Origin of the sequence: Streptomyces sp. NPDC005263 (genome assembly GCF_042872365.1) — a bacterium.
Taxonomy (GTDB): domain Bacteria; phylum Actinomycetota; class Actinomycetes; order Streptomycetales; family Streptomycetaceae; genus Streptomyces.
Genome location: NZ_JBIAKJ010000003.1, coordinates 140,107 through 166,357 on the forward strand (window position 1 = coordinate 140,107; position 26,251 = coordinate 166,357).

The window sequence follows — 26,251 nt, forward strand, 5'->3', positions numbered from 1 at the left end:
CCTCGTCGGGCGTGGTCACGCGGTACCGGCGGCGAGCCGGGCCAGCGCGGCCGGCTCGCGGGGCGCGGGACCGGTCAGGTCGTCCAGCCGCCAGGCGGGCATCCAGGGCACGCGGTACACGTCGATCGCCGACTCGATCACCTTGATCCGCTGGGCGAGCGGACGCGGCAGTCGTCCGGGCGCGTCCGCGACCAGCACGACCGCGGCGAGATCGAGGCCGGGAGGCGCCCCGCCGTGCCGGAAGACCTCCAGGGTGTGCAGCGCGGAGCGCAGGCCGGCCGCATGAGTGCGGGCGACGAGCAGCACGGACCTCGGGGCAGCGGGCCCGGGCCAGTCGCGTCCGCAGTCGTGACCGCCGTAGACGGTCGCGAGGGTGGAGGTGCCGGCGCCGCCGTGAGCGCCGACGAAGGAGACGAAGGGGCGGCGCCGGGCGGTCGCGGGGGTGTGGACGGGCTCCGGCGGAACCGGCTCCGGCGCGGGCACGGGCCCGCGGATCCAGATCTCCGGCCCGAGTGGTGTGTCCGTCCGCATGCCTGTCCCCATCTGCGTGATCATTCCTGGTCACCCCTTCCTACCCGACGGCGGTCACCGCATCCGGGAAGGACCCTGACGAGGAGTGAGTTCCTGGAACGAGGCTGTGACGCCACAGTGACGTGAGAATCGCGGGCGAGCGGAGACACTCGACAGTACGTGTACGACCGGATCTTGACGCTGGGGACGGAGTCCGACGGCGGGAGGGAGCACCATGGAATTCGAAGGTGCTGTCCGGCGACTCTCCGACGCATCCGAGTGAGGGAACCGATGTCTCGATTCAGCCGTGACAAGAAGCGGGATCAACAGCGGGATCACCAGCGGGATCACCAGGGGGCTCCCCAGCGGGCCGGGCGTCCTGCCGCCTCGGCGGTGCCGATCGACGTCCGCGTTCCCGGCGACGCGGGTCCGGGCTGCGCCTCCGTCGGCGGTGTCGGGGTTGTCGCGGCTCCCGGCGAGGAGATCCAGCAGACCGTCCTGAACCACCTTCACCGCATCGCCCGCGCCACCGGTCACACCGTCCTGGCCACCATCCACGACACCCGCATCGGCTACGTCGTGCCCCTCCGGGTCGCCCCTGACGGTTCGAGCGGCTTCAGTTCGGAGCCGGTGCGGATGGGAGCGGCGGGCGAGCGGGACGAACGGGCCGAGCGGGAGGGGACGGAGAGGGCGGAGGGACCAGCGGAGCCGGCGGCATCCGGGTCGGCACCTCTGCGGTCACCCGTCTGGCCGGAGGCGCCCGCGACGATGGACACCGACTGGCCCGAGCCGGCGCCCGACATGCCCGCCCCACCGCTACCGCCCGCCCCGCCCGTGGTCCCCGTACAGCCCCAGTGGGCGCAGTACGACAGCCCCACGGATCTGCCGCCGGAGGTGCCAGAGCCCGAGCGGGACGAGGCGCCCACGTTCCGGATGCGGGCCCTCTCGGTCGACGCCGTGCCGGACGGGACGACGCCCGACGACGAGGCCGAACCGACGTTCACGCTGCGCGCGCTCCCGCGGCCGCAGGCGCAGACCTCCACCCCCGGTACGGTCACCGCCCCGACAGGCGTGTTCGGCCCGCCGCCCGTGATGGACGCATCCCCCACACCCCCCGCGCCCGCACCGGAGCACGGCCCCACGCCAACCCCCGTCTCCGCACCCACGCCCACGCCCTCCCGCGCACCCCTCCTCGCCCCCGAGCCCACCGACGACCTCGGCCTCGACCCCGCCCCCAAACCCACCCCGCCCCGCGGCTTCGACGCCGTCGCCGAGGCTGTTCTCGGGGACGGCCCCCTCACCGCGCCCGGCGACGATGCCGCGCCCGCCCTGCTCGCCGAGCCGATGGGGCGGATCAACGAGGAGGTGAAGGCGGGGCGCACGGACGCCGCGGCACAGCTGGCGGAGCGGACCGTGGCGCAGGCCTCTCAGACGTTGGGGCCCGAGCATCCCGAGGTGCTGAGGCTGCGTGAACTGACCGCCTACATCGCCTACTTGGCCGACGATCCGGTCCGGGCGTTCCGTCTCTCCCTGGACCTGGCGCACGTCCACCACCGCGCACAGGACGCGGAGGCCGCGTACGGCAATGTGCAGAGCGCCTTCACCGCCTGGCGTGCCGTACGCGACCCGCGTGAGGGACTGGACCTGGGCCACGCCCTGATCGCCCTGTGGACCGAGCTCGCCTCCGAGGAGGGCCCCGCCGCCGACGACGCCGAGCAGTTGGAGAAGGCGCACGCCCGCATGGGGCGGCTCACCGACCGTGCCGGGGACAGCGGCTGACCGTCACGCCGGGGCCGCTGGGCGGGCGAGCTGGTGCCGTGGCAGGCACGGCACCAGCTCGAAGGCACCCTTACGAGGACAACTGCCACACCGCGTATGCGATCGCGTCGCTGTTGCGGTCCAGCGCCGTGTCGTTGATGTTGGCCGTCGTGTCGCACGACGAGTGGTAGCAGCGGTCGAACGCCAGCCCCGAGGTCCCGCCCCACTTGGCCGCCTGCGCCGCCGTCTTGACGTAGTCGGCGCCGCTGAACAGCCCGCCCACTGGCACGCCCGCGTTCTTGAAGGGCGCGTGGTCGGAGCGGCCGTCGCCCTCGGTCTCGATCTCCGTCGGCACCCCGAGCCCGGTGAAGTACGTCTTGAACGTCTTCTCGATGGCCGGGTCGTCGTCGTAGACGAAATAGCCGGGATTCGGCGAGCCGATCATGTCGAAGTTCAGGTACCCGCTGATCCGTGAACGGTTCGCGGTGGAGAGGTTGTTGACGTAGTACCGGGAGCCCACCATCCCCAGTTCCTCCGCGCCCCACCAGGCGAACCGCAGGTGTTTGGTGGGCTGGAAGTTCGCCCGGGACACGGCGAGCGCGGTCTCCAGGATCGCCGCCGATCCGGACCCGTTGTCGTTGATGCCGGCGCCGGCCGTGACGCTGTCCAGGTGCGAGCCCGCCATGACGACCTGGTTGGTGTCCCCGCCGGGCCAGTCGGCGATCAGGTTGTAGCCGACGCGGCCGGAGGACGTGAACTGCTGGACCGTCGTGGTGAACCCGGCGGCGTCCAGCTTGGCCTTCACATAGTCGAGGGAGGCCTTGTAGCCGGCGCGGCCGTGCGCACGGTTGCCGCCGTTGGCGGTGGCGATGGACTGTAACTGCGCGAGATGTGCCTTGACGTTGGCCACGGATATGTCGGGCGCGGCGGCCGCCGTCGTGCCGGCCGCGGGTACCGCACCGGCGAGTGACCCGCCGGTCAGGAGCGAGGCGGCGACGACGGCGGTGGCCGTGGCGCGCCCGGGAACCGAGAGCTTCATGGGTGGGGGGCTCCGAATTCCTGAGGGAATGAGTGACCGATGGTGAAGCTGAGTCTGAAGTTCCGTCAAGAGCACGATCAGGTCAGCACTGTTCGTACAGCTGAACCATCTCGCTCAGTGCACGCAGAACTCGTTCCCTTCGGGATCCGCCATCACCACCCACTCGCCCCCCGGCTCCCTCACCTCCCGCAGTACGCTCGCCCCGAGCCCCGTCAGCCGCTCCACCTCACCCGCGCGCCGCCCCTCGCCGGGGTGCAGGTCGAGATGGAGCCGGTTCTTGACCGTCTTCGCCTCCGGCACTCGCTGGAACAGCAGCCGCCGCCCCAGCCCGGTCCCGCTCTCCTTGTCGTACGGGTCCTCGGGATGCCGTGCGGCGATCAGGTCCCGCCAGGCGCGGCGGCCGTGCGACTCGACGGTCAGTTCGGCAGGCGCGGCCTTCAGGTCCAGCAGCTTCTCGATGAGCGCGCTGTTGTCCTCGACCTGGTAACCGAGCGCCGCGGCCCAGAAGTCGGCCTGCGCGTGCGGATCGCCGGCGTCGATGACGAGCTTCCAGTGCACCGGGCTGGGAGTGGTCTGAGTCATATAACCAGTTATACTGGTTATATGGGCGAGCGTGCGATGGAATCGCCCGGACGGGGGCGTCCGGCTGCCCCCGTCGATCTCCCGGGCCTGACCCTGGTCTCGTACGGCGGCAAGACCTTCCGCTTCGACCCGGGCGCCCTGTGTCTGGAGCTGGTGGCGACGGGCGGACCGGGTGAGTTCGCACGGTTCGAGGTCCTGCACACACCGGCCGACCTGGTGACCTGGGCGGGCCGGAGCCGGTTGCCGAACGGGCTTGAACTCGCCGTCACCGAAGGGGAGTTGCTGGGGGCGCGCGAGCTTCGCGACACCCTCTTCCGGCTCGCCGCGGACCGCGCCCACGGCCGTCCGCTGCAGCCGTCCCACCTCGATGCCGTCAACGCGGCCGCCGTAGAGCCCCCGCTGGTTCCCCGGATGGCCCCGGACGGCACCCACGCCTGGGCCCCGGGCGCCACGGGCACCCAGCTCCTGTCGACCGTCGCCCGGGACGCGATCGACCTCTTCACCGGCCCGTACGCCGACCGCGTCCGCGAATGCGGCTCGGACCACTGCTCTCTGCTGTTCGTCGACACCTCCCGCCCGGGCCGCCGCCGCTGGTGCGCGATGGAGCACTGCGGGAACCGGGCGAAGGCGCGGGCGTTCAGATCGCGTCGGCCCACCGAGGAGAGCTGATCTCAGCGAGCGCCTCGCGGGCGCTGTGTCGGGTGGGTGGCGGGAGCGCCGACTACGGCTTGGCGGCGGAGGGGCCCAGCGGCTCCGGATCCAGCGTCCGCGCATGTCCCTGGACCGGCTCCGGATTCAGCGGCTCCGGATCGAGCGCCTTCGAGTCCGAGTCCCGCACCTTGGAGTCCCGCACCTTGGAGTCCAGCGCCTTGGACTCCGGCGGTTCCGCGCTGGACCGCTCCGCGGCCGACGGCTTGGTCCCGGCCCTGAGCGTGCGGGCGGCGCGGCGGGCGGTGCGCAGGGCGTCCCAGGTGAGCAGCGTCAGCGCCAGCCAGACCAGCGCGAACCCGGCCCAGCGCTCGGGCGGCATCGCCTCGTGGAAGTAGAGGATGCCGAGCAGGAACTGGAAGGCCGGCGCGAGGTACTGCAGCAGCCCCAGCGTGGACAGCGGGACGCGGATCGCGGCGGCGCCGAAGCAGACGAGGGGGATCGCGGTGACGATGCCGGTCGAGGCGAGCAGGGCCGAGTGCCCCACGCCCTCGGAGGTGAACGTGGCATCACCGCGCGCGCCGAGCCACAGCAGGTAGGCGAGCGCGGGCAGGAACTGGATCGCGGTCTCGGCGGCCAGCGATTCCACGCCCCCCAGATTGACCTTCTTCTTCACCAGGCCGTACGTGGCGAAGGAGAAGGCGAGGGTCAGGGAGATCCACGGCGGCTGCCCGTACCCGACGGCGAGCACGAGGACGGCCGCGAAACCGATGCCGACCGCCGCCCACTGCACGGGCCGCAGTCGTTCCTTCAGGATCAGGACGCCCATCGCGATGGTGACGAGGGGGTTGATGAAGTACCCGAGCGAGGCCTCGACCACGTGACCCGAGTTCACGGCCCAGATGTAGACGCCCCAGTTCACGGTGATGACGGCCGCGGCCACCGCGACCAGCCCCAGCCTGCGCGGCTGCCGCAGCAGCTCACCGGCCCACGCCCAGCGCCGCACGGCGACCAGCGCGACGGCGACGAAGGCCAGGGACCACACCATCCGGTGGGCGAGGATCTCGACCGCTCCGGCGGGCTTCAGCAGGGGCCAGAAGAGCGGCACGAGCCCCCACATCCCGTACGCCGCGAAGCCGTTCAGCAGACCTATCCGGCCTTCACTCCTCGACGTCCCGGCCACGGGCCCTCCCTCTCGCGCTCTGCTCGGCTGCACGAAGGTAACGCCGAGCACCCCCGGCTGTCATGTCCGTATCGGCATACGGTCATGACAGCCGGGGGTGGGGCGCCCGAAGGCCCGAGGGGGAGTTCGGCCTCCGGACGCCGGTCCGCCCGGGTCAGCCCTTGAGCGCGGTCGCGATCGCCTCGGAGAGAGGCGTGGTCGGACGGCCGGCCAGGCGGGACAGGTCGCCGGTGGACACGACCAGCTCGCCCTTCTCGATGGACGCGTCCACGCCGGCGAGGATCGCGGCGAACGGCTCGGGCAGCCCGGCACCGGTCAGGATCCCGGTGAACGCCTCGACGGAGACGGGGCTGTAGGCGATCTCCTTGCCGGTCTGCCGGCTCAGCTCGGCCGCGTACTCGGCGAAGCTCCACGCCTCGTCGCCGCCCAGCTCGTAGGTCTTGTTCTCGTGCCCCTCGCCGGTCAGTACGGCGACCGCGGCGGCCGCGTAGTCGGCGCGCGCGGCGGAGGAGACCCGGCCCTCGCCCGCGGCGGCCACGACCGCGTTGTGCTCCAGCACCGGGGCGAGGTTCTCGGTGTAGTTCTCGTGGTACCAGCCGTTGCGCAGCAGCACGTAGGGCACGCCGGAGGCGAGCAGCGCCTCCTCGGTGCCGCGGTGGTCGTCGGCGAGTGCGGCGGTCAGGCTGCCCGGGGCGCTGGTGTACGCGAGCAGCGCCACACCGGCCGCCTTCGCGGCGGCTATGACGCCCTGGTGCTGCTGGACACGGCCCTTGTCGAACTCGTTGCCCGAGACGAGCAGCACCTTGTCGCCGGACGCGAACAGCCCGTCCAGGGAGGCGGGGTTGTTGTAGTCGGCGAGCGCGATCTTCACGCCGCGGGCCGCGAAGTCGGCGGCCTTCTCCGCGTTGCGGACGACCGCGGTGATCTGGTCGGCCGGAACCTTCTCCAGCAGCTGTTCCACGACGTGGCGACCCAGGTGGCCGGTGGCTCCGGTGACGACGATGCTCATGATGGAAACTCCTTGTGGGGTGCGTTACCGCTAACCCTAGGTGGTGCGCTAACTCTTTGAAAGTACCCACTTTGAAGTAAGTACCCCCCTGGGAGTAAGTACTCGCCCACCCTGTCGGTGGGCCCGCGCGGGGCACCGCCCACTCCGCTGGTGGCGCCCGCGGGGGCACACGTAGGTCAGGGCGCCGGCGGCCCAAGCCCCACGTCCCTCCATGCGCCCCCTCTCCGCCTCCCGTGCCGACCGGGGTCCCCGGGCATGCTGGGATGCGGAGTTCTACGCCCACTGTGCGACCGGCTTGCGAGCCACCCTTCGGCGCACGGTCACCGGATCCAGGGGGATGCCTTGACATGGCCACACGGAATCTGGCCGCGCGCAGTATCGGTTCTGCGGTAGTGGCGGGGCTGGGCTTCTTACGGTCATCTCTCGCCTGGGGTACCCGCCGAAGGCGCCAGCAGGACGTTCTGGTGGCGTTGCTGCGGCAGCTCGAAGTGATGACCGAGGAGATCCACCGGGCGAACCTGATCCAGCAGTACCGGCTCACGGTGGACCAGATGAACCGGACCATCGACGACCCCTCCCTGGCGGACGCGTCGAGCACCCTGACCGGCCTGACCGAGGGCAAGCGACGCCAACTGCTCTTCGCTAACCGGCAGTACGGATCCCTGCTGCTGGCCCATCGCGTCGGGGCCTGCGGCTGGGACGAGCTCCTCGGCCATCTGCGCGTTCTGTGTCGCAACGCCGTCTTCGCGGAGTACTGGGACCGGACGGCCGAGCACCGGCGAAGCATCCCCGCGGACTCCATCGAGGCGCAGGTCGGCGCGGCGGTCGACATCATGATGGAGGAACTCGCGGAGGACCCCGAGGAATGGTGGATCGTGGGGCCGTCGGCCACCGCCGAACCGCCCGCCTGACGGGCGGGTCCCGCTGCCGCCGAGGGCGTCAATCGCGAGGAGCCGCCGCCGAGCGAACGAAGGGAATTCTTCCCCGCCAAGAGTGTCGAAGGCGGGGTTGACCATAGAGGATCTTGATAGCGTGACCGGACTGTCACCGGGTGGTAAAGAGGCTCCGAGTGCCCCGCGAATTCCCTGTCCCCAGTGTCGTCCGTCGCATCGGGGACCCGCCCAGGTTGAGGGGCAGCCAGACCTCGGAGACCTGCCCGGACCTCTTCGAGCTGAGTGACGGCAACTTCGCCGTCATCGGCACCGAGGCCACGGCCGTGCTGGATCCCCAGCTACCCGCCGACGCGGCTCGCGCCGACTACGAACGGATCGTGGTCATCAGCCGCGAGACCCTGATCCGCGCCAAGAGGGACATCCCCGACATGTGATGACAGCGCGTGCATCCGTGCGCCCCCTTTGCCATCGGTCGCGAAACGGCGAACCGAGCAAGCGGGATGTGGGACACGCGCCTACGTCAGAGAGGGTCCGGCCGCTCCACGCGCCGGACCCTCCTGTGACGTACGGCCCCCGGTCAGCCGACCACGGTCCAGGTGTCCCCGCCCGCCAGCAACGCCCCCAGGTCCCCCTTGCCCTTCTGCTCGATCGCCGTGTCCAGCTGATCCGCCATCTGCGTGTCGTAGACGGGCCGTTCCACGGACCGCAGCACCCCGATCGGGGTGTGGTGCAGGGTGTCCGGGTCCGCCAGGCGGGACAGGGCGAAGGCCGTGGTGGGGGAGGCGGCGTGGGCGTCGTGGACCAGGATGTCCGACTCGTTGTCCGGGGTGACGTCCACGACCCTCAGGTCACCGGTCGCCGGGTCCCGGACCACGCCGCGCGAACCTCCCGCACCGCCGAAGCGGATCGGCCGGCCGTGCTCCAGCCGGATCACCGCCTCCTCGGCCGACTGGTTGTCCTTCAGCGCCTCGAAGGCGCCGTCGTTGAAGATGTTGCAGTTCTGGTAGATCTCGATCAGCGCGGTGCCCTGATGGGCGGCCGCCTCCCGCAGCACCCCCGTCAGGTGCTTGCGGTCCGAGTCGATGGTCCGCGCCACGAACGACGCCTCCGCGCCGAGAGCGAGGGACACCGGGTTGAAGGGGGCGTCCAGCGACCCCATCGGCGTCGACTTGGTGATCTTGCCGACCTCGGAGGTGGGGGAGTACTGGCCCTTCGTGAGCCCGTAGATCCGGTTGTTGAAGAGGAGGATCTTCAGGTTCACGTTCCGCCGCAGGGCGTGGATCAGGTGGTTGCCGCCGATGGACAGCGCGTCACCGTCACCGGTGACCACCCACACGGACAGGTCCCGCCTGCTGGACGCGAGCCCCGTCGCGATCGCGGGCGCGCGGCCGTGGATGGAGTGCATGCCGTAGGTGTTCATGTAGTACGGGAAGCGGGAGGAACAGCCGATGCCCGAGACGAAGACGATGTTCTCCTTGGCCAGACCCAGCTCGGGCATGAAGCCCTGCACCGCGGCGAGGATCGCGTAGTCACCGCAGCCGGGGCACCAGCGCACTTCCTGGTCGGACTTGAAGTCCTTCATGGACTGCCGGGCCTCGGCCTTGGGAACGAGCGAAAGCGCCTCGACCGTGCCCGTGCCTTCCGTGGACGTCTCAGCCATCGATGGCCTCCTTGAGTGCCGCGGCGAGCTGCTCCGCCTTGAACGGCATACCGTTGACCTGGTTGTACGAGCGGGCGTCGACCAGGTACTTCGCCCGCACCAGCGTGGCGAGCTGACCGAGGTTCATCTCGGGGATCACCACCGTGTCGTACGCCTTCAGCACCTCGCCCAGATTCCGCGGGAACGGGTTGAGGTGACGCAGATGGGCCTGCGCGATCGACTCGCCGGCCGTCCGCAGCCGCCGTACCGCCGCCGTGATCGGCCCGTACGTCGAGCCCCAGCCCAGTACCAGGGTCCGCGCCCCGTGCGGATCGTCGACCTCGACGTCCGGTACGTCGATGCCGTCGATCTTGGCCTGGCGGGTGCGGACCATGAACTCGTGGTTCGCGGGGTCGTAGGAGATGTTGCCCGTGCCGTCCTGCTTCTCGATGCCGCCGATGCGGTGCTCCAGGCCCGGCGTGCCCGGGATCGCCCACGGCCGGGCGAGGGTCTGCGGGTCGCGCTTGTACGGCCAGAACGTCTCGGTGCCGTCGTCCAGGGTGTGGTTCGGCCCCTGCGCGAACTGCACCCGCAGGTCCGGCAGTTCGTCCAGTTCCGGGATGCGCCAGGGCTCGGAGCCGTTGGCCAGGTAGCCGTCGGACAGCAGCATCACCGGCGTGCGGTACGTCAACGCGATGCGCGCCGCCTCCACGGCCGCGTCGAAGCAGTCGGCCGGGGTGCGCGGGGCGATCACCGGGACCGGGGCCTCGCCGTTGCGCCCGTACATCGCCTGCAACAGGTCCGCCTGCTCGGTCTTGGTGGGCAGACCGGTCGACGGGCCGCCGCGCTGGATGTCGATCACCAGCAGCGGCAGTTCGAGGGAGACCGCGAGGCCGATGGTCTCGCTCTTGAGCGCGACTCCGGGCCCGCTGGTCGTGGTCACCGCCAGCGAGCCGCCGAAGGCCGCGCCCAGTGCCGCGCCGATGCCCGCGATCTCGTCCTCGGCCTGGAAGGTGCGCACACCGAAGTTCTTGTGCTTGCTGAGCTCGTGCAGGATGTCCGAGGCCGGGGTGATCGGGTACGAGCCCAGGAACAGCGGCAGGTCCGCCTGGCGGGAGGCCGCGACCAGGCCGTACGACAGCGCCAGGTTCCCGGAGATGTTCCGGTACGTGCCGACCGGGAAGGCCGTGGTCGCCGGGGCGATCTCGTAGGAGACCGCGAAGTCCTCGGTGGTCTCGCCGAAGTTCCAGCCCGCGCGGAAGGCGGCGATGTTGGCGGCCGCGATCTCCGGCTTCTTGGCGAACTTCGAGGTCAGGAACTTCTCCGTGCCCTCGGTGGGCCGGTGGTACATCCACGACAGGAGGCCGAGCGCGAACATGTTCTTGCTGCGCTCGGCCTCTTTGCGGGTGAGGTCGAATTCCTTGAGTGCCTCGACGGTCAGGGTGGTCAGTGGGACCGGGTGGAGGTGGTAACCGTCGAGGGAACCGTCTTCCAGTGGGGAAGTGCCGTACCCCACTTTCTGCATCGCCCGTTTCGTGAACTCGTCGGTGTTGACGATGATCTCCGCGCCGCGCGGCAGGTCGCCGACGTTGGCTCTGAGGGCGGCCGGGTTCATCGCCACCAGCACGTTGGGCGCGTCGCCCGGCGTGAGGATGTCGTGGTCGGCGAAGTGCAACTGGAAGGACGAGACACCGGGCAGCGTCCCTGCGGGGGCGCGGATCTCGGCGGGGAAGTTCGGCAGCGTCGACAGGTCGTTGCCGAAGGACGCCGTCTCCGAGGTGAAGCGGTCGCCGGTGAGTTGCATGCCGTCACCCGAGTCCCCCGCGAAACGGATGATCACCCGGTCCAGACGGCGGACGTCTTTCACGCCCGCCGTGGTGCGCTGCTCTCCCGTGACGGATCCGTCGGCCTGCTCCGCTGGGCTACTGACCTGGCTGGTCACTGAACTGGACCTCCCTAGAGGCGGCTGTCTGGGAGCGGCCGTCCCGCTGGCCTCCCAGGAGCAACCCTACGACCGTAAGGGTCGCCTTCCCTGGGTCATTCGCATGATGGACACGCTTTTGAGACGACGGAGAACCCCGATTTGTCATGATTTACCCGCCCCCGGCGTTCACTGTGAAGACGCTCCCGCGCGACCCCCGGTTCTCGTCCGGCGCGAGAGGGGTCCGGCTTACCTGACACGGTGTCAGAAAGTCAGGAGTTCAGATAGGTGAGGACCGCCAGCACCCGCCGGTGGTCCCCGTCGCTCTGGGACAGCCCGAGTTTCAGGAAGATGTTGCTGACGTGCTTCTCCACGGCCCCGTCGCTCACCACCAGTTGCCGCGCGACCGCGGAGTTGGTCCGCCCCTCGGCCATCAGGCCCAGCACCTCGCGCTCTCGCGGGGTGAGTCCCGCGAGCACGTCCTGCTTGCGGGAACGGCCCAGCAACTGGGCGACGACCTCCGGGTCGAGGGCCGTGCCGCCCTGAGCCACCCGGACCACCGCGTCCACGAACTCACGTACCTCGGCCACCCGGTCCTTGAGCAGATAGCCGACGCCGCGACTTGAGCCGGCCAGCAGTTCGGTGGCGTAGCGCTCCTCCACGTACTGCGACAGCACGAGCACCCCGAGCCCCGGATGCGCCTTGCGCAGCTGGACCGCCGCCCGCACGCCCTCGTCGGTGTGCGTCGGCGGCATCCGTACGTCCGCCACCACGACGTCCGGCAGCTCGCCCTGCGCTTCCAGCTCGGTGATGGTCTTGATCAACGCCTCGCCGTCCCCGACCCCGGCCACCACGTCATGTCCACGGTCGGTCAACAGCCGGGTCAGGCCCTCCCTCAGCAGCACCGAATCCTCGGCGATGACCACCTGCACCCTGTCCTCCACGATTCTTGGTCCCCCAACCCCTGCAGCGGGCCGAAACCGGCCCCGTCCCCATCCCTTGGGGGTCAGTATCCCGCGATCCGACCGTCCTCACCGGGCCTGTGGACAGACCGGGCGCGGCGCGCGTCCTCTGAGGCTGGGGAGGGGCAGGTTCGGCTGAGGGCTCGGTGTTCGGCTGAGGGCCCGGGGCTCCGGCTGGGGGTTCGGTGACCGGGCCGGGGGGCACGGCTGGGGGTTCGATCTCCGCGGCATGGCTCGGCCCCCTGATCCACGGTGAAACCGCAGATCAGGGGTGCCGAAGCGAGCGACCTGGCTACACCGTTCGCCAGGGCAGTTCGGCGGTGATCCGGGTCGGGCCACCGGCCGGCGAGTCCACCACCAGGATTCCGTCCACCGCGTCCAGCCGCTCGGCCAAGCCGGCCAGCCCCGAACCGGCGGAGGTGTCCGCGCCGCCGATCCCGTCGTCGACGACCTGGAGCATCAGGCGGTTCTCCACCTGCCACACGTCCACCGACGCCCCCGTGGCGTGCGCGTGCTTGCTGATGTTCTGCAGCAGCTCCGACACCGTGAAGTACGCGATCCCCTCGATCGCCGGGGCCGGCCGCGCCGACAGGTCCACCTCCACCTGCACCGGCACCGTGCACCGCGAGGCGACGGAGGACAGCGCGGCGTCCAGACCCCGGTCCGTCAGTACGGCCGGATGGATGCCCCGGGCCAGGTCCCGCAGCTCCTGCAACGCCGTCTTCACCTCACCGTGCGCGTCCCCCACCATCCGGGCCGCCTCCCGCGGATCCTCCGCCAGCTTCTCCTTCGCCAGCCCCAGGTCCATCGCCAGCGCCACCAGCCGGGCCTGCGCCCCGTCGTGCAGGTCCCGCTCGATGCGCCGCAGGTCCGCGGCCGCCGTGTCGACCACGACCCCCCGGTCCGACTCCAGCTCCACCACCCGCGCCGACAGCCGCGACGGCCCGAGCAGCCCGAGCACCAGCAGCCGGTCCACCATCGTCAGCGCCCGCAGGACCCAGGGCGTGGCCAGCGTGACCAACAGCCCCACCAGCGCCGTCACGGTGATCTCGAACGGGTTGTCGAGGTACACGTGGTGGCTCTCGTCGCCGTACAGCTGGATCCCGCCCTGTCCGCCGTACAGCGGGAAGAGCCAGAACCACACCGGGTACGTCATCAGCGTCCAGCCGAGCGTGAAGAAGTTCACCGCGACGACGAAGGAGAACACCGACCACGGCAGGTGCACCAGCGTGTACAGCACGCTCCGCCACGAGGTGCCGCTCTTCAGGACGGCGCCCATCCAGGCCAGCGCGCCCTGCTTCTTGATCCGCAGCGGCTCCGGGTCGGCCACGTCGAGTCCGAGCAGCCCCCGCGCGCGGGCCCGCTCCAGCGCCCCGAGCCCCCGGCAGCCGGCCAGCCCCGCCGCCAGCACCGGAATCCCGAGGAACGTCACGAGCAGCCCCATACCGAGCGCCACCATCGTGACGGCGTACACGAACATCAGGACGCCGATCGGCAGACCCAGCAGCACATACGCCAGTTCGCGCCAGCTGCGCGCCTCGAACGGCGCCCGCAGCCCGGCCGGCAGACGACGCCGACGTACCCCGTCGGGGAACCCGAGCTCGCTGTCGTGCCCGTAGCTCTGTCCGTAGTGCGTGGCCATCGCCTCGTCCTTCTCCTCGTCTGCGGCTGTGCCGTCGTACCTTCACTCTGCTGTGCCGCGCGCCTGCGGACCATGGAGTCCGTCGGCGTCTCGGAAGGGGGGTTTTCCCTACCGCCTACCGCTTACCGGCGTGCCCGCGGGACCCGCCGGCGCCGGAGGCCTCGTCGCGGTCCCGCCAGGGCAGCTCCGCGGTGACGACCGTCGGGCCGCCCGGGGGTGAGTCGATGACGAAGAGGCCGTCCACGGCGTCCAGGCGGTCGGCGAGGCCACGCATGCCCGTACCGCCGTCGAGGCGGGCACCGCCGCGGCCGTCGTCCCACACCTGGATCAGCAGCCGGTCGTCCGACCGCCACACGTCCACCGACGCCGATCGCGCCCCGCTGTGCTTGCTGACGTTCTGCAGCAGCTCCGAGACGGTGAAGTAGGCGATGCCCTCGATGGCGGCGACCGGTCTGGCGTCCAGGTCCGCCGTCACCTTCACCGGCACCGTGCACCGCGAGGCGACGGAGGACAGCGCGGCGTCCAGACCGCGGTCGGTCAGGACGGCGGGGTGGATGCCGCGGGCGAGGTCCCGCAGCTCCTGCAGCGCGAGCTTCACCTCGCCGTGCGCCTCCTCGACCATCGCCGCCACGACCTTGTCGTCGGCCTGCCCCTCCAGCAGCCTCTCCTTGGCCATGCCCAGCCCCATCGCCAGATTGACCAGCCGGGCCTGCGCGCCGTCGTGCAGATCGCGCTCGATGCGCCGCAGATCGGCGGCGGCCGTGTCGACGACGACACCCCGGTCGGACTCCAGTTCGGTGATCCGCCGCTCCAGTTCGTCGGAGGGCGACAGCAGACCGCGCACCATCGCCCGGTCGACATTGGTCAGTCCCCGCGCGATCAGCGGCAGCACCGGCCACAGCACGAACAGCGAGGCCAGGGTGAAGGCGAAGGTGAAAATGCCCCAGGGCAGCCGGATGAAGTCGTACAGCATCGTCCGCCAGCCGACCGGATCCTTCAGCCCCGTCCACAGCCGCTGGAGGAATCCGCCGCCCCTCCTGCCCCACGGCAGCGGGCTCGGCTCGTCCACCCGCACCCCGAGCAGCGCCCTGGCCCGCGCCCGCTCCAGCCTGCCCAGCTGACGGGCGCCCGTCAGCGCGAGGGCGAGCAGCGGCAGTCCGATCGCCGTGACGGTCAGCCCCGCTCCGAGGGAGAGCGTCGTCACGACGTAGACGAATCCGATCAGCGCCGCCGGAAAGTTCGCCAGCAGGTGCGCGATCTCCTTCCAGGTGTGCCGGGGGAAGGCGAGACGGGCCGGTGGCAGGCGGTCGCTGTCCGCCTCCCCGTAGGGGCTCGAGGCCGAGAGACGTTCGGTCATACGGGTCAGCGTGCCGTGCGTCGGCCCACCGCGCCATGAGGCGGACCGCCGCCACGCACGGGGGAAAACCCCACCCCGGCCATCCAAGGCTTTCCTCAGGCCAGACGGGCTGCTTACGCTCCCTTTAGCAGGGCCTAGACTCCGGTGCGTACAGATCGTCTAACAGCAGCGTTCACAGGGAGCGAGGGACGGACCGTGCGGGAACCGACCGCTGTCGCGGCGGACTACTTCCAGTCGTACTCGGTCGTCGGGCTGCTCGCCGTCGTCGGCGTGCTGTTCGTCGCGGTCGCCTTCGGCGCCGGACGCCTGCTGCGGCCCGTGGTCCCCACCCCCGAGAAGCTCCTGACGTACGAGTGCGGAGTCGACCCCGTCGGCGAGGGCTGGGCGCACACCCAGGTCCGCTACTACGTCTACGCCTTCCTGTACGTCATCTTCGCCGTCGACTCGATCTTCCTGTTCCCCTGGGCCACGGTGTTCGCCGCTCCCGGCTATGGCGCGACCACCCTCGTGGAGATGTTCATCTTCCTCGGCTTCCTCGCCGTGGGCCTGCTGTACGCATACAAGAAGGGCGTCCTGACATGGACGTGACCCCCACTCCTCCCGAGCCCGTTCTGCTTCCGGAGCCGAAGCGGCTGGGTGCCCTCGCACGGCTGGCCCCCGAGCCGATGAAGGTGGTCCTGAACTGGGGCCGCCGCTACTCCCTGTGGGTCTTCAACTTCGGCCTCGCCTGCTGCGCGATCGAGTTCATCGCCGCGTCGATGGCCCGCCACGACTTCATCCGCCTCGGCGTGATCCCCTTCGCGCCCGGCCCCCGCCAGGCCGACCTGATGGTGGTCTCCGGCACGGTCACGGACAAGATGGCGCCGGCCGTGAAGCGCCTGTACGAGCAGATGCCCGAACCGAAGTACGTGATCTCGTTCGGCGCGTGCAGCAACTGTGGCGGGCCGTACTGGGACTCGTACTCCGTCACCAAGGGCGTCGACCAGATCATCCCGGTGGACGTCTACGTCCCGGGCTGCCCGCCCCGCCCCGAGGCGCTGCTCCAGGGGATCCTCAAGCTCCAGGAGAAGATCGCGCGGGAGTCGCTGGGAGAGCGGTACGGGTCCGGGTCCGGGTCTGGCACGGGGCGCCCTTCGGCGGCGGCGCTGACGAGTGGGCTGGTACGGGGGCCGGGGGCAGGGTCCGGTTCGGGTTCCGGTTCGGGGGAGGGGCGATGACCGGGGTCGGCTGGCTGCCCGCTCCGGTCGAGGAATTGTTCGGTACGCAGGCCACGGCCGAGGAGTCGTACGAGGTGCTGACGGTCGACGTACCGCCGGCGTCCTGGCTCGCCGCGCTGGAGGTGGCCCGCGACCGTCTGGCCTGCACCTACTTCGACTGGCTGAGCGCGGTCGACGAACCGGGCGCGGGCTTCCGTGTCGCGGCGCACGTGGTGGCGCTCTCCCCGGTACGGCGACTTCTGCTGCGTACGACGGTTCCGCACGAGGCCCCTGTCCTGCCGAGCGCGGTGAACGTGTTCGCGGGCGCGGCCTGGCACGAACGTGAGACGCACGAAATGTTCGGCGTCGACTTCCAGGGCCACCCCTCCCTGGACCATCTCCTGCTTCCCGAGGGCTTCGAAGGCCATCCCCTCCGCAAGGACTTCGTCCTGGCCGCCCGCGTCGCCAAGGCCTGGCCCGGCGCGAAGGAACCGGGGGAGTCCGCGGCGGGCGGGGCACACGGTGCCCCCAAACGCCGCCAGATGCTTCCCCCGGGCGTCCCCGACCCGAACGAGTGGGGCCCGCAGAAGGGCCAGCTCCCACCGGCCCCGGCCCGCCCGGCCCGGGGCGCGGGGCGCGCGACGCCGGAGCGCCCGGCTCGCGCGGCGGGCGAGCGTCCGGTACGCCGCGCGCGCTCGGCGTCGGAGGGATCGGCGAGCCAGACGGGGGGATCGACGCGTCAGCCGGGGGAGTCGCCGGTGGAGGACCGGGAGGGGACGCCCCCGACGGTGGACGCACCGTCGGCTCCGGGCGCACGGTCCGCCGCAGGCGCGCCAGGTGCACCAGACGCGCCAGGTGCACCAGACGCGTCGGCCGATGCCGCCGCGCCAACCCGTCCGCGTCGCGCGCGCTCGGCCTCGGAAGGCTCGGCAAGTCAGCAGGGCGGGACCGGCACCGGTACGGGCGAAGGCCCCGGTTCCGGCCCGGCCCGACGTGCCCGCAGCGCCGGTGAGGGCTCCGCGTCGCGGCGCACGCAGCCCCCGGCCGAGGACACACCCGACCGTCCCTCCAGGAGCCCCCGCACCTCGGACGCCCCCTGGCACCACGCCCGCCCGACCTTCGACGAACCGGAACCGAACGGCCCCGCCGAACCCCCCAAAGCACCCGACGTCCCCGAAGACACCGAAGCCCCCGAAGACTCCGAAGCCCCCGAAGACTCCGAAGGAGGCTCGCAGTGAATGACGCGTTCGATGTCGCCCTGCGACTCCTGGTCGTCTTCGGCGTCTTCCTCACCTTCCCGCTGATCATCGGGCAGACCGAGCACAAGGTGATGGCCCACATGCAGGGCCGCCTCGGCCCGATGTACGTCGGCGGCTTCCACGGCTGGGCCCAACTCGTCGCGGACGGCGTGAAGTTCGCGCAGAAGGAAGACATCGTCCCGGCGGGCGCGGACCGCCGTATCTTCCAACTCGCCCCGGCCGTGGCCCTCCTCCCTTACTTGCTGGTCCTCCTGGCCATCCCCATCGGCCCCGGCGAGGGCGCCGTCGGCGAGGTCGTCGACGCGGGTGTGTTCTTCGTCCTGGCCGTGATGGGCGTAGGTGTCCTCGGCTCGCTCATGGCCGGCTGGGCCTCCGCCAACAAGTTCTCCCTCCTCGGCGGCCTCCGCACCGCCGCTCAGCTCCTCGCCTACGAACTCCCGATGCTGCTCACCGCCGCCTCGGTGGCGATGGCCGCCGGGACGGTGTCGCTCCCCGGGATCCTGGACGCCTTCGAGTGGTGGTGGCTGCCCTGGCAGATCGTCGGCGCGATCGTCTTCTTCGTCGCCGGCCTCGCCGAACTCCAGCGGCCCCCCTTCGACATGCCGGTCGCCGACTCCGAGATCATCTTCGGCGCCTACACCGAGTACACCGGCCTCCGCTTCGCCCTGTTCCTGCTCGCCGAGTACGCCGGAATCGTCGTCCTGTGCGGCCTGACCACCGTTCTCTTCCTGGGCGGCTGGCACGGTCCCTGGGGCGCCGACGGCCTCGGCTGGGTCTGGACCCTGCTGAAGACCGCCGTCCTCGCCTTCGTCGTGATCTGGCTCCGCGTCACCTACCCCCGACTGCGCGAGGACCAGCTGCAGAAGCTCTCCTGGACCCTCCTGGTCCCCCTGTCCCTCGCCCAGATCGCCCTCACCGGCATCGTCAAGGTGGTGATCCAGTAACCATGGCCGAGCCTCTCCCGCCCACCCGGCCCCGCATCCCCGGCTCAGGCCTCGCCAAGGGCCTGGCCGTCACCCTGCGCACGATGACGAAGAAGACCGTCACCGAGCAGTACCCGGACACCCAGCCCGACCTGCCGCCCCGCACCCGCGGCGTCATCGGCCTGTTCGAGGAGAACTGCACGGTCTGCATGCTGTGCGCCCGCGAGTGCCCGGACTGGTGCATCTACATCGACTCCCACAAGGAGACGGTCCCGCCGGCGGCACCGGGCGGCCGCGAACGGAGCCGCAACGTCCTCGACCGCTTCGCCATCGACTTCTCCCTCTGCATGTACTGCGGTATCTGCATCGAGGTGTGTCCTTTCGACGCCCTGTTCTGGTCCCCGGAGTTCGAGTACGCCGAGACCGACATCCACGAACTCACCCACGAACGCGACAAGCTCCGCGAGTGGATGTGGACCGTCCCGGCCCCGCCCGCCCTCGACCCCGGCGCGGAGGAACCCAAGGAGATCGCGGCCGCCCGTAAGACCGCCGAGAAGCTGGCGGCCGCGCAGGCCGAGCCGCCGGAGGGGACACCGTGAGCCTTGCCACCGAGACCCACGGCTTCCTCTCCCCGACCGGCGTCGAGATCGCGTTCCTCCTGGTCGGCCTGGTCACCTTCGGCGCAGCGCTGGTCACGGTCACCACCAGGCAACTGGTGCACGCCGCCCTGTGGCTGGTGGTCGCCCTCGGCGGCCTCGCCGTCGAATACCTCCTGCTCACCGCCGAGTTCATCGCCTGGGTACAGGTCCTCATCTACGTCGGTTCCGTCGTCGTCCTGCTCCTGTTCGGTCTGATGCTCACCAGGGCTCCGATCGGCCGCTCCCCGGACGCCGACTCCGGCAACCGCTGGGCCGCCCTCACCGTGGCCGTCGCCGCGGCCGCCGCCCTGGTCTGGGTCGTCGTCGACGCCTTCCGCGCGACCTGGATCGACCTGGACGGGCCCCCCGCCGGCTCCACCGAGGCCACCGGCTCCAGCCTCTTCCAGAACTGGGTGCTCCCCTTCGAGGCCCTGTCCGTCCTCCTCCTCGCCGCCCTCGTCGGCGCGATCGTCCTGTCCCGCAAGGCGAAGGCCGACGCGACCCGAGCCGACACCGCCGAGGCCGACCAGGAAGGCGCCCGCTGATGCACCTCGTCTATCCCGCCGTCCTGTCCGCTCTCCTCTTCTGCACCGGCCTGTACGGCGTCCTCGCCCGCCGCAACGCGATCCTGGTCCTGATGTCGGTCGAGCTGATGCTCAACGCCGTCAACCTCAACCTGGTCGCCTTCGACGTCTGGCTCAGCCGGGCAGCCCAGGAGACCCTGCACTCCGGCCAGGCTCTGACCCTGTTCACCATCGCCATCGCCGCAGCCGAGATCGGCATCGGCCTGGCGATCGTCCTCGCCGTCCACCGCAACCGCGGCACCGCGGACATCGACAAGCTGCGCGACACCGCCGAGGGCCACGAGAGCGACCCGGCCGACGACTCCGACGGGGGCCCCCCCACGACCGGGACGGCCGCCGAGAAGGCTGAGGCCAGCGCGTGACCACGACCACCCTCGCCGTCCTCGTCCCCCTCCTTCCGTTCCTCGGCGCCGCGGCCGGACTGCTCCTGGGCCGCACCGCCCCCGGCTTCATCCGCCCCCTCGCCGTCCTGCCGGTCCTCGCCTCCCTCGGCCTCGCCGTGGTCGTCGCCGTACGCCAGGGCGGCGGCCACACCATCGAGGCCGCCACCGAACTCACCCCCACCGGCTCAGTCCCGATCGAACTCGCCCTCGACATCGACGGCTTCGCCGCCCTCGTCGCCGTCCTGGTCGCCTTCGTGGCCGCCTGCGTGCAGATCTACTCGACGGGCTATCTGCGCGACGACCCGCGCTACCCCTCGTACGCCGCCCTCGTCTCCCTCTTCACCTCCGCGATGCTGCTCGTCGTCTACTCCGGCGACCTGATGCTGCTGCTGGTCGGCTGGGAGGTCATGGGCATCTGCTCGTACTTCCTTGTGGGCCACTACTGGGAGACCCCGGAGGCCCGCGCCGCCTCCCTCAAGGCCTTCCTCGTGACCAAGCTCGGTGACGTCCCCTTCCTCATCGGCTTGTTCGCCCTCGCCACCGACGCCGGTTCCTTCCAGATCACGAAGGTCCTCGGCGCCGTCGCCCACGGCGGACTCGACCACCCGACCCTCATCGCCCTGCTGCTCCTGGCCGGAGTGGCCGGCAAGTCGGCGCAGTTCCCGCTGCACACCTGGCTCCCCGACGCGATGGCGGGCCCCACCCCCGTCTCCGCGCTGATCCACGCGGCGACCATGGTCGCGGCCGGCGTCTACTTCGTCGCCCGACTCCTCCCCGTCTTCGAGGCCTCCCGGGCCGCGATGGTCGTCCTCGCCGTCATGGCCGCCGTCACCATGGCCGGTTCGGCCCTCGCCGCCCTGGCCCAGGACGACATCAAGCGCGTCCTCGCCTACTCGACGATCGGTCAGCTCGGCTACATGACCGGCGCCCTCGCCGTCGGCGACCGCTCAGCCGCCGTCTTCCACCTCCTTGCGCACGGCGCCTTCAAGGCGCTGCTGTTCCTCGCGGCCGGCGTGATCATCCACGCCGCCGGTACCAACTCGCTGGCCGCCATGTCCCGCATGAGCGACCTGCGCCACCGCGTCCCCGACGCCTTCTGGACGATGACCGTGGCGCTCCTCGCGCTCGCCGCCATCCCGCCGTTCAGCGGCTTCTTCTCCAAGGAGTCCGTCCTCGGCGCCGCCGAGCACGTGGCCACCGGACACACCGAGCAGGCCCCCGGCGCGGCCGGCTGGACCGTCCTCGTCGCCGGGCTCCTCACCGCCCTGCTCACCGCCGCCTACGCGACCCGGCTGTGGCTGCTCGCCTTCTTCGGCCGGGGTGCCGAGGCCCCCGACCACGGCAGGCAGCCCCTCACCATGACCGTGGTGCTGTGGGTCCTGGCCGTCCCGTCCCTCGCCGTCGGCGCGCTCGCCTACCGCACGCTGCCCGACTGGTTCGACGGCCGAGACCTCACCCCCACCCTCGCCACCTCCGTCCTCGGCACGGGCGTGGCCCTGGTCGGCGGCCTGGTCACCTACGCGGCCTGGCGGCACACCACCCAACTCGCGGCCCGGGTCCCGCTGGGCGCGGTCGCCGCCCACCCCGAGCGGGACGCCGGCCAGGTGGAGGCCGAGGCCATCGCCAGCCACCGGCCCGCCTACGGAGACGTGGCCCACGCACCCGACCCGTCGGACCCCGCACGGCTCCTGCTCGGCCCGCTGCACCGCCACGCGGCCGTCGGCTTCCACCTCGACGCCGTGTACTCGGCCCTCTTCGTCCGCCCGGTCCAGGCCGGAGCCACCCTCGTCCGGTTCCTCGACCGCGAGGTCGTCGAGACCTACGTACGCGGCGCGGGCGCGCTGCCCCGGCTGCTCGGGGCCGCCGTACGACGTGCCCAGACCGGCAATCTGCAGACCTATGTGAGCGCGCTGCTCGCCGGCACCGTCGTCCTGGTGGTCGCCGCCGTCCTCGTCGCCACCGGAGCGTGAGCAGGCGTGATCGATATCAACGAGTCCGTGATGCAGTTCCTTCTGGCATTGATCGTCGTCGGCCCGCTCCTCGGCGCCGTCGCCGCTCTCCTGCCCGCCCCGCCCGGACTGAAGGGGAAGTCACCCGAGCAGGCCGCGCTGCGGCACGGTGTGACGGTCACCGGCGTGATCCTCATCGCCGCGACCGTCCTCGCGCTCGGCTTCGACCACGACCACCCCTCGAAGATGCAGGCCACGACCGACATCAGCTGGATCCCCGCACTCGACGTGCGGATCCACCTCGGCATCGACGGCATCTCCCTCCCCCTTCTGGTCCTGACCGCGCTGCTGACCTTCCTCTGCGCGCTCTACTCCTACTTCAAGCCGCCCGCGGGCGGCTCCCCGAAGGCCTTCGTCGCCCTGCTGCTCGTCCTCGAGTCCGGCACCCTCGCCACCTTCGCCGTCCTCGACCTGCTGCTCTTCTTCCTCGCCTTCGAGATGGTCCTCATCCCGATGTACTTCCTCATCGCCCGCTGGGGCGGTGAGCAACGGACCCAGGCGGCTTGGAAGTTCATCCTCTACACCCTGCTCGGCTCCGTCGTCATGCTGCTCGGCCTGCTCCTGATCGGAATCAGGGCGGGCACATTCGACATGGTGGCACTCGCCACTGACAACGGCCGCTCGCTGACCACATCCGTGCAGGTCATCGCCGTTCTCGCGATCGGGATCGGGCTCGCGGTCAAGACCCCGATGTGGCCGCTGCACAGCTGGCTGCCGGACGCCCACACCGCCGCCCCGACCGTCGGCTCGGTCCTACTGGCCGGTGTCCTGCTGAAGATGGGTACGTACGGGTTCGTCCGGATCCTGCTGCCGGTCGCGCCGGACGGTTTCCGCACCTTCGCGCCCTACCTCGCCGCCTTCGCCGTGGTCGGCATCATCTACGGATCCCTGGCCTGCCTGGCCCTCGCCAAGCGGGGCGCGAAGGGCGATCTCAAACGCCTCATCGCCTACTCCTCCGTCGGCCACATGGGCTTCGTCCTCCTCGGCATCTCGACCATGACCCCGACCGGCGTGAACGGCGCGCTGTTCGCCAACATCGCCCACGGCCTCATCACCGGCCTCCTCTTCTTCCTGGTCGGCGCGGTGAAGGACCGAACCGGCAGCACCGACCTCGACGCCCTCTCCGACAAGACCGGCGCCGCGCTCTACGGCAAGGCCCCCCGCCTCGGGGGCCTGCTGGCCTTCGCCGCGGTCGCCTCGCTCGGACTGCCCGGCCTCGCCGGGTTCTGGGGCGAGATGCTGGCGCTGTTCGGCGCGTTCGAGCCCGCCGCCGGCCTCAACCGCGCCGCCTTCCTCACCTTCATGTCGATCGGCGCCTTCGGCACCCTGCTGACGGCCGCGTACATGCTCATCGTGGTCCGCCGCGTCTGCATGGGCGCCGTACCGCAGGAAGCCCCGAAACTCACCGATGTGCGCAGCTACGAGTTCGCGGCGTGGACCCCGCTCGTCGCCCTCACCGTCGTCGCCGGTCTCTGGCCCAGGGCCCTCCTCGGCCTGACCGACCCGGCCGTGCAGCAACTCCTCGCAGGAGGCACCCGATGAGCTCCCTGGCCCAGCCTGCGGCCGCGACGCTCGTCCAGTCAGTCGACTGGCTCGCCATCGCCCCGCCCACCATCACGGCCGTCGTCGCACTCGTCGTCCTGGTCGCCGACCTGTTCGTCGGCGAGCACAAGAAGGCGCTGCTCGGATGGCTGTCGGTCGCGGGCCTCGCCGCCTCGGCCCTCATGCTGCTGCCCCTCCTGGACGGCGACCGCAGCACCTTCTGCCTGACGGGCGACGCCGACGTGTGCAGCTACACGGCCGACCGCTTCACCCTCGTCCTCCAGCTCCTGGTCCTCGGCGGTGCCCTCCTCGCCGCCCTCCTGTCGGTCACCGCCCTCAAGGACGCCGACAAGCAACTCCCCGACGGGGAGTACTGGTTCCTGCTGCTGTCCTCCGCGGCCGGAGCGGCCCTCCTGCCCGCCTCCCGCGACCTCGCGACCCTGATCGTCGCCCTGGAGGTCGCCTCCCTGCCCGCCTTCGCCCTCGTCGGCCTCAGGCACGGTGACAGGAAGTCCTCCGAAGCGGCCCTGAAGTTCTTCCTGTCCTCGGTCACCGCCACCGCGGTCAGCCTGATGGGCATCAGCTTCGTGTACGCCGCCACCGGCACCCTCTACCTCACCCAGGTCGCCGAGCGCATCCAGCACGTCGACGGGCAGCTGCACACCCTCACCCAGACCGGCGTCGTCCTCACCCTCATCGGCTTCGCCTTCAAGACGGCCGCCGTGCCCTTCCACTTCTGGGTGCCCGACACCTACGTGGGAGCGCCCCTCCCGATCGCCGCCTACCTGTCGGTCGTCGGCAAGGCCGTCGGCTTCTCCGGCCTCATCCTCATCACCGTCGTCGCCCTCCCGTCGTACGGCGACGTCTGGGGCCCGGCCCTCGCCGCGCTGGCCGCCCTCACCATGACCGTCGGCAACGTCGGCGCCCTCCGCCAGCAGGCCACCCGCGCCTACAGCGCGGTACGCCTGCTCGCCTGGTCCTCGGTGGGCCAGGCCGGGTACCTCCTCGTCCCGATCGCCGCGGCCGGGTACTCCCACGACGCCGAGCGCTCGATCGGCTCCACCGTCGCGTACGCCCTCATGTACGGCGCCGTGAACCTGGGCGCCTTCGCGGTGGCCGCACTCGTCGGCCGTACGAAGTCCCTCAACCGCATCTCCGACTACCGCGGCCTGTACGCCTCGAACCCCCTCGCGGCGCTCCTCCTCGCCTTCTTCCTGCTGAGCCTGGCCGGACTGCCGCCGGGCATCATCGGCCTCTTCGCGAAGGTCACCGTCTTCTCGGCGGCCGTCGACGCGGGCCTCGGCTGGCTCGCCGTGGTCATGGCCGTGAACGTCGTGATCGCGCTGTTCTACTACCTCCAGTGGACGAGCCTGCTGTTCCGCGCCCCGGAGGGCGAGCCCGTCAAGCACCGGCTGCCCGCTCCCCTCACCGCCGCGATCGCCCTCACCGGCGTCCTCGCCGTCGCCCTCTCCGGGGCCCCGCAGCTGGTCCTGCGCTTCGCCGACACCGGTCTGTTCTGACCCGTCGTCCGGAGGGCCGCCGAGGGCCCCCGGACGCACAAGGGAACTAGTGGCCCTCGCCTGGCGTTCACCACAACGGGAGGGTCCACTGGGCGTGACACCGCGACACCAGTGGTACAGCTGATCAGCAAGGAAGATCACCAAGCAAAGGGTTCCCCTGCTGTACGACTTGGAGGGCGTACCGTGCACCGCCGGCACAACGGGCTCAGGACCGCAGTACTCCTCGGGGGACTGTCCGCACTCATCATCGTCATCGGTGCCTTCTTCGGCCGCGCGGGGCTCGTCATCGCGGTCGTCGTCGCCCTCGGGACCAACGCGTACGCGTACTGGAACAGCGACAAGCTGGCTCTACGCGCGATGCGCGCCCGCCCGGTCAGCGAGTTCGAGGCCCCCGCCCTGTACCGCATGGTCCGCGAGCTCTCCACCCAGGCCCGACAGCCCATGCCGCGGCTGTACATCTCCCCGACCGAGGCACCCAACGCCTTCGCGACCGGCCGCAATCCGCGCAACGCCGCGGTGTGCTGCACCGACGGCATCCTGCGTCTCCTGGACGAGCGCGAACTGCGCGGCGTCATCGGCCACGAGCTCAGTCACGTCTACAACCGCGACATCCTGATCTCCTCGGTCGCCGGCGCCCTCGCCTCCGTGATCATGTTCCTGGTCAACTTCGCCTGGCTGATCCCGATCGGCCGCTCCGACGACGACGAGGGCCCCGGCCTCCTCGGCATGCTGCTGATCATGATCCTGGGCCCGCTCGCCGCCACCCTCATCCAACTGGCCATCAGCCGCTCCAGGGAGTACGAGGCCGACGCCTCAGGCGCCCAGCTCACCGGCGACCCGCTCGCCCTCGCCAGCGCCCTGAACAAGCTCGAAACGGGCACCAAGCAGCTCCCGTTGCCCCCGGAACCCCGCATCGAGACGGCGAGCCACATGATGATCGCCAACCCCTTTCGTCCGGGTCAGGGGTTCTCCAAGATGTTCTCGACCCATCCGCCGATGGCGGAACGCATCGCCCGTCTCGAGAAGATGGCGGGTCGCCCCCAATGACGTCGTG

General features: G+C 70.9%; 25 protein-coding genes. 15 read left to right on the forward strand and 10 right to left on the reverse strand.

Going from position 1 to position 26,251, the window contains the following annotated elements; all coding sequences use genetic code 11:
• Positions 1-15: 15 nt before the first annotated feature.
• Complete coding sequence (locus ACFYRY_RS14195; protein ID WP_389144115.1) at positions 16-555, reverse strand: DUF6668 family protein; 540 nt, start codon at positions 553-555, stop codon at positions 16-18.
• A 246-nt stretch (positions 556-801) separates the two neighbouring features.
• On the opposite strand from ACFYRY_RS14195, the gene ACFYRY_RS14200 reads away from it, so the two are divergent.
• The gene (locus tag ACFYRY_RS14200; protein WP_389144118.1) at positions 802-2,289 is read left to right on the forward strand and encodes a tetratricopeptide repeat protein; all 1,488 of its coding nucleotides are present in this window, start codon (positions 802-804) and stop codon (positions 2,287-2,289) included.
• A gap of 70 nt (positions 2,290-2,359) precedes the next feature.
• Here the strand turns inward: ACFYRY_RS14200 and ACFYRY_RS14205 are convergent, their stop codons facing one another.
• Together ACFYRY_RS14205 and ACFYRY_RS14210 are read right to left on the reverse strand one after the other, a co-directional pair.
• Positions 2,360-3,307, reverse strand: a complete 948-nt coding sequence (locus ACFYRY_RS14205; RefSeq protein WP_389144121.1) for a M28 family metallopeptidase — start codon at positions 3,305-3,307, stop codon at positions 2,360-2,362.
• 114 nt (positions 3,308-3,421) lie between these two features.
• Entirely contained in the window at positions 3,422-3,889 is a 468-nt protein-coding gene (locus ACFYRY_RS14210) for a VOC family protein (RefSeq protein ID WP_389144124.1), read from the reverse strand.
• A 21-nt stretch (positions 3,890-3,910) separates the two neighbouring features.
• On the opposite strand from ACFYRY_RS14210, the gene ACFYRY_RS14215 reads away from it, so the two are divergent.
• Complete coding sequence (locus tag ACFYRY_RS14215) at positions 3,911-4,558, forward strand: CGNR zinc finger domain-containing protein (protein WP_389144127.1); 648 nt, start codon at positions 3,911-3,913, stop codon at positions 4,556-4,558.
• 52 nt (positions 4,559-4,610) lie between these two features.
• Here the strand turns inward: ACFYRY_RS14215 and rarD are convergent, their stop codons facing one another.
• Positions 4,611-5,720: an EamA family transporter RarD gene (gene rarD, locus ACFYRY_RS14220; protein ID WP_389144130.1), complete on the reverse strand. Its 1,110-nt coding sequence runs from the start codon at positions 5,718-5,720 to the stop codon at positions 4,611-4,613.
• A 154-nt stretch (positions 5,721-5,874) separates the two neighbouring features.
• Positions 5,875-6,729, reverse strand: a complete 855-nt coding sequence (locus tag ACFYRY_RS14225; RefSeq protein WP_389144133.1) for an SDR family oxidoreductase — start codon at positions 6,727-6,729, stop codon at positions 5,875-5,877.
• Between the two features lie 392 nt (positions 6,730-7,121).
• Here ACFYRY_RS14225 and ACFYRY_RS14230 point away from each other — a divergent pair, with 392 nt between their 5' ends.
• Together ACFYRY_RS14230 and ACFYRY_RS14235 are read left to right on the forward strand one after the other, a co-directional pair.
• The gene (locus ACFYRY_RS14230; protein ID WP_389146202.1) at positions 7,122-7,640 is read left to right on the forward strand and encodes a DUF6082 family protein; all 519 of its coding nucleotides are present in this window, start codon (positions 7,122-7,124) and stop codon (positions 7,638-7,640) included.
• A 158-nt stretch (positions 7,641-7,798) separates the two neighbouring features.
• A complete protein-coding gene (locus ACFYRY_RS14235) occupies positions 7,799-8,056 on the forward strand; it encodes a hypothetical protein (protein WP_389144136.1) in 258 nt (85 codons plus the stop codon).
• A gap of 143 nt (positions 8,057-8,199) precedes the next feature.
• Here the strand turns inward: ACFYRY_RS14235 and ACFYRY_RS14240 are convergent, their stop codons facing one another.
• From ACFYRY_RS14240 to ACFYRY_RS14260, 5 genes are all read right to left on the reverse strand, one after another.
• Positions 8,200-9,282 carry a 2-oxoacid:ferredoxin oxidoreductase subunit beta gene (locus ACFYRY_RS14240; protein WP_389144139.1) on the reverse strand — a complete coding sequence of 361 codons (1,083 nt, stop codon included), beginning with the start codon at positions 9,280-9,282 and terminating at the stop codon, positions 8,200-8,202.
• The gene (locus ACFYRY_RS14245) at positions 9,275-11,203 is read right to left on the reverse strand and encodes a 2-oxoacid:acceptor oxidoreductase subunit alpha (protein ID WP_389144142.1); all 1,929 of its coding nucleotides are present in this window, start codon (positions 11,201-11,203) and stop codon (positions 9,275-9,277) included. Before ACFYRY_RS14245 ends, ACFYRY_RS14240 begins: the two co-directional genes overlap by 8 nt.
• Before the next feature lie 251 nt (positions 11,204-11,454).
• Positions 11,455-12,114: a response regulator gene (locus ACFYRY_RS14250; RefSeq protein ID WP_389146205.1), complete on the reverse strand. Its 660-nt coding sequence runs from the start codon at positions 12,112-12,114 to the stop codon at positions 11,455-11,457.
• Positions 12,115-12,436: 322 nt separating this feature from the next.
• Positions 12,437-13,786: a sensor histidine kinase gene (locus ACFYRY_RS14255; RefSeq protein ID WP_389144145.1), complete on the reverse strand. Its 1,350-nt coding sequence runs from the start codon at positions 13,784-13,786 to the stop codon at positions 12,437-12,439.
• Between the two features lie 115 nt (positions 13,787-13,901).
• Entirely contained in the window at positions 13,902-15,143 is a 1,242-nt protein-coding gene (locus ACFYRY_RS14260; RefSeq protein WP_389144148.1) for a sensor histidine kinase, read from the reverse strand.
• Between the two features lie 195 nt (positions 15,144-15,338).
• Here ACFYRY_RS14260 and ACFYRY_RS14265 point away from each other — a divergent pair, with 195 nt between their 5' ends.
• From ACFYRY_RS14265 to htpX, 11 genes are all read left to right on the forward strand, one after another.
• Positions 15,339-15,731: an NADH-quinone oxidoreductase subunit A gene (locus tag ACFYRY_RS14265; RefSeq protein ID WP_356765892.1), complete on the forward strand. Its 393-nt coding sequence runs from the start codon at positions 15,339-15,341 to the stop codon at positions 15,729-15,731.
• The gene (locus tag ACFYRY_RS14270) at positions 15,722-16,360 is read left to right on the forward strand and encodes an NADH-quinone oxidoreductase subunit B (protein ID WP_389144150.1); all 639 of its coding nucleotides are present in this window, start codon (positions 15,722-15,724) and stop codon (positions 16,358-16,360) included. The genes ACFYRY_RS14265 and ACFYRY_RS14270 overlap by 10 nt, the downstream gene beginning before the upstream one ends.
• Entirely contained in the window at positions 16,357-17,577 is a 1,221-nt protein-coding gene (locus ACFYRY_RS14275; RefSeq protein ID WP_389144153.1) for an NADH-quinone oxidoreductase subunit C, read from the forward strand. The genes ACFYRY_RS14270 and ACFYRY_RS14275 overlap by 4 nt, the downstream gene beginning before the upstream one ends.
• Entirely contained in the window at positions 17,574-18,542 is a 969-nt protein-coding gene (locus ACFYRY_RS14280) for an NADH-quinone oxidoreductase subunit H (protein WP_389144155.1), read from the forward strand. The genes ACFYRY_RS14275 and ACFYRY_RS14280 overlap by 4 nt, the downstream gene beginning before the upstream one ends.
• A 2-nt stretch (positions 18,543-18,544) precedes the next feature.
• A complete protein-coding gene (locus ACFYRY_RS14285; RefSeq protein ID WP_389144158.1) occupies positions 18,545-19,120 on the forward strand; it encodes a NuoI/complex I 23 kDa subunit family protein in 576 nt (191 codons plus the stop codon).
• A complete protein-coding gene (locus ACFYRY_RS14290) occupies positions 19,117-19,704 on the forward strand; it encodes an NADH-quinone oxidoreductase subunit J (RefSeq protein WP_389144161.1) in 588 nt (195 codons plus the stop codon). The genes ACFYRY_RS14285 and ACFYRY_RS14290 overlap by 4 nt, the downstream gene beginning before the upstream one ends.
• Positions 19,704-20,105 carry an NADH-quinone oxidoreductase subunit NuoK gene (nuoK, locus tag ACFYRY_RS14295; RefSeq protein ID WP_389144163.1) on the forward strand — a complete coding sequence of 134 codons (402 nt, stop codon included), beginning with the start codon at positions 19,704-19,706 and terminating at the stop codon, positions 20,103-20,105. Before ACFYRY_RS14290 ends, nuoK begins: the two co-directional genes overlap by 1 nt.
• Positions 20,102-22,096: an NADH-quinone oxidoreductase subunit L gene (locus ACFYRY_RS14300; RefSeq protein ID WP_389144166.1), complete on the forward strand. Its 1,995-nt coding sequence runs from the start codon at positions 20,102-20,104 to the stop codon at positions 22,094-22,096. Before nuoK ends, ACFYRY_RS14300 begins: the two co-directional genes overlap by 4 nt.
• Before the next feature lie 6 nt (positions 22,097-22,102).
• Positions 22,103-23,677 carry a NuoM family protein gene (locus tag ACFYRY_RS14305; RefSeq protein ID WP_389144169.1) on the forward strand — a complete coding sequence of 525 codons (1,575 nt, stop codon included), beginning with the start codon at positions 22,103-22,105 and terminating at the stop codon, positions 23,675-23,677.
• On the forward strand, positions 23,674-25,197 hold the full coding sequence (locus ACFYRY_RS14310; protein ID WP_389144172.1) for an NADH-quinone oxidoreductase subunit N: 1,524 nt from the start codon (positions 23,674-23,676) through the stop codon (positions 25,195-25,197). Before ACFYRY_RS14305 ends, ACFYRY_RS14310 begins: the two co-directional genes overlap by 4 nt.
• Before the next feature lie 183 nt (positions 25,198-25,380).
• Positions 25,381-26,244: a zinc metalloprotease HtpX gene (htpX, locus tag ACFYRY_RS14315; protein WP_389144175.1), complete on the forward strand. Its 864-nt coding sequence runs from the start codon at positions 25,381-25,383 to the stop codon at positions 26,242-26,244.
• Positions 26,245-26,251 lie beyond the last annotated feature (7 nt).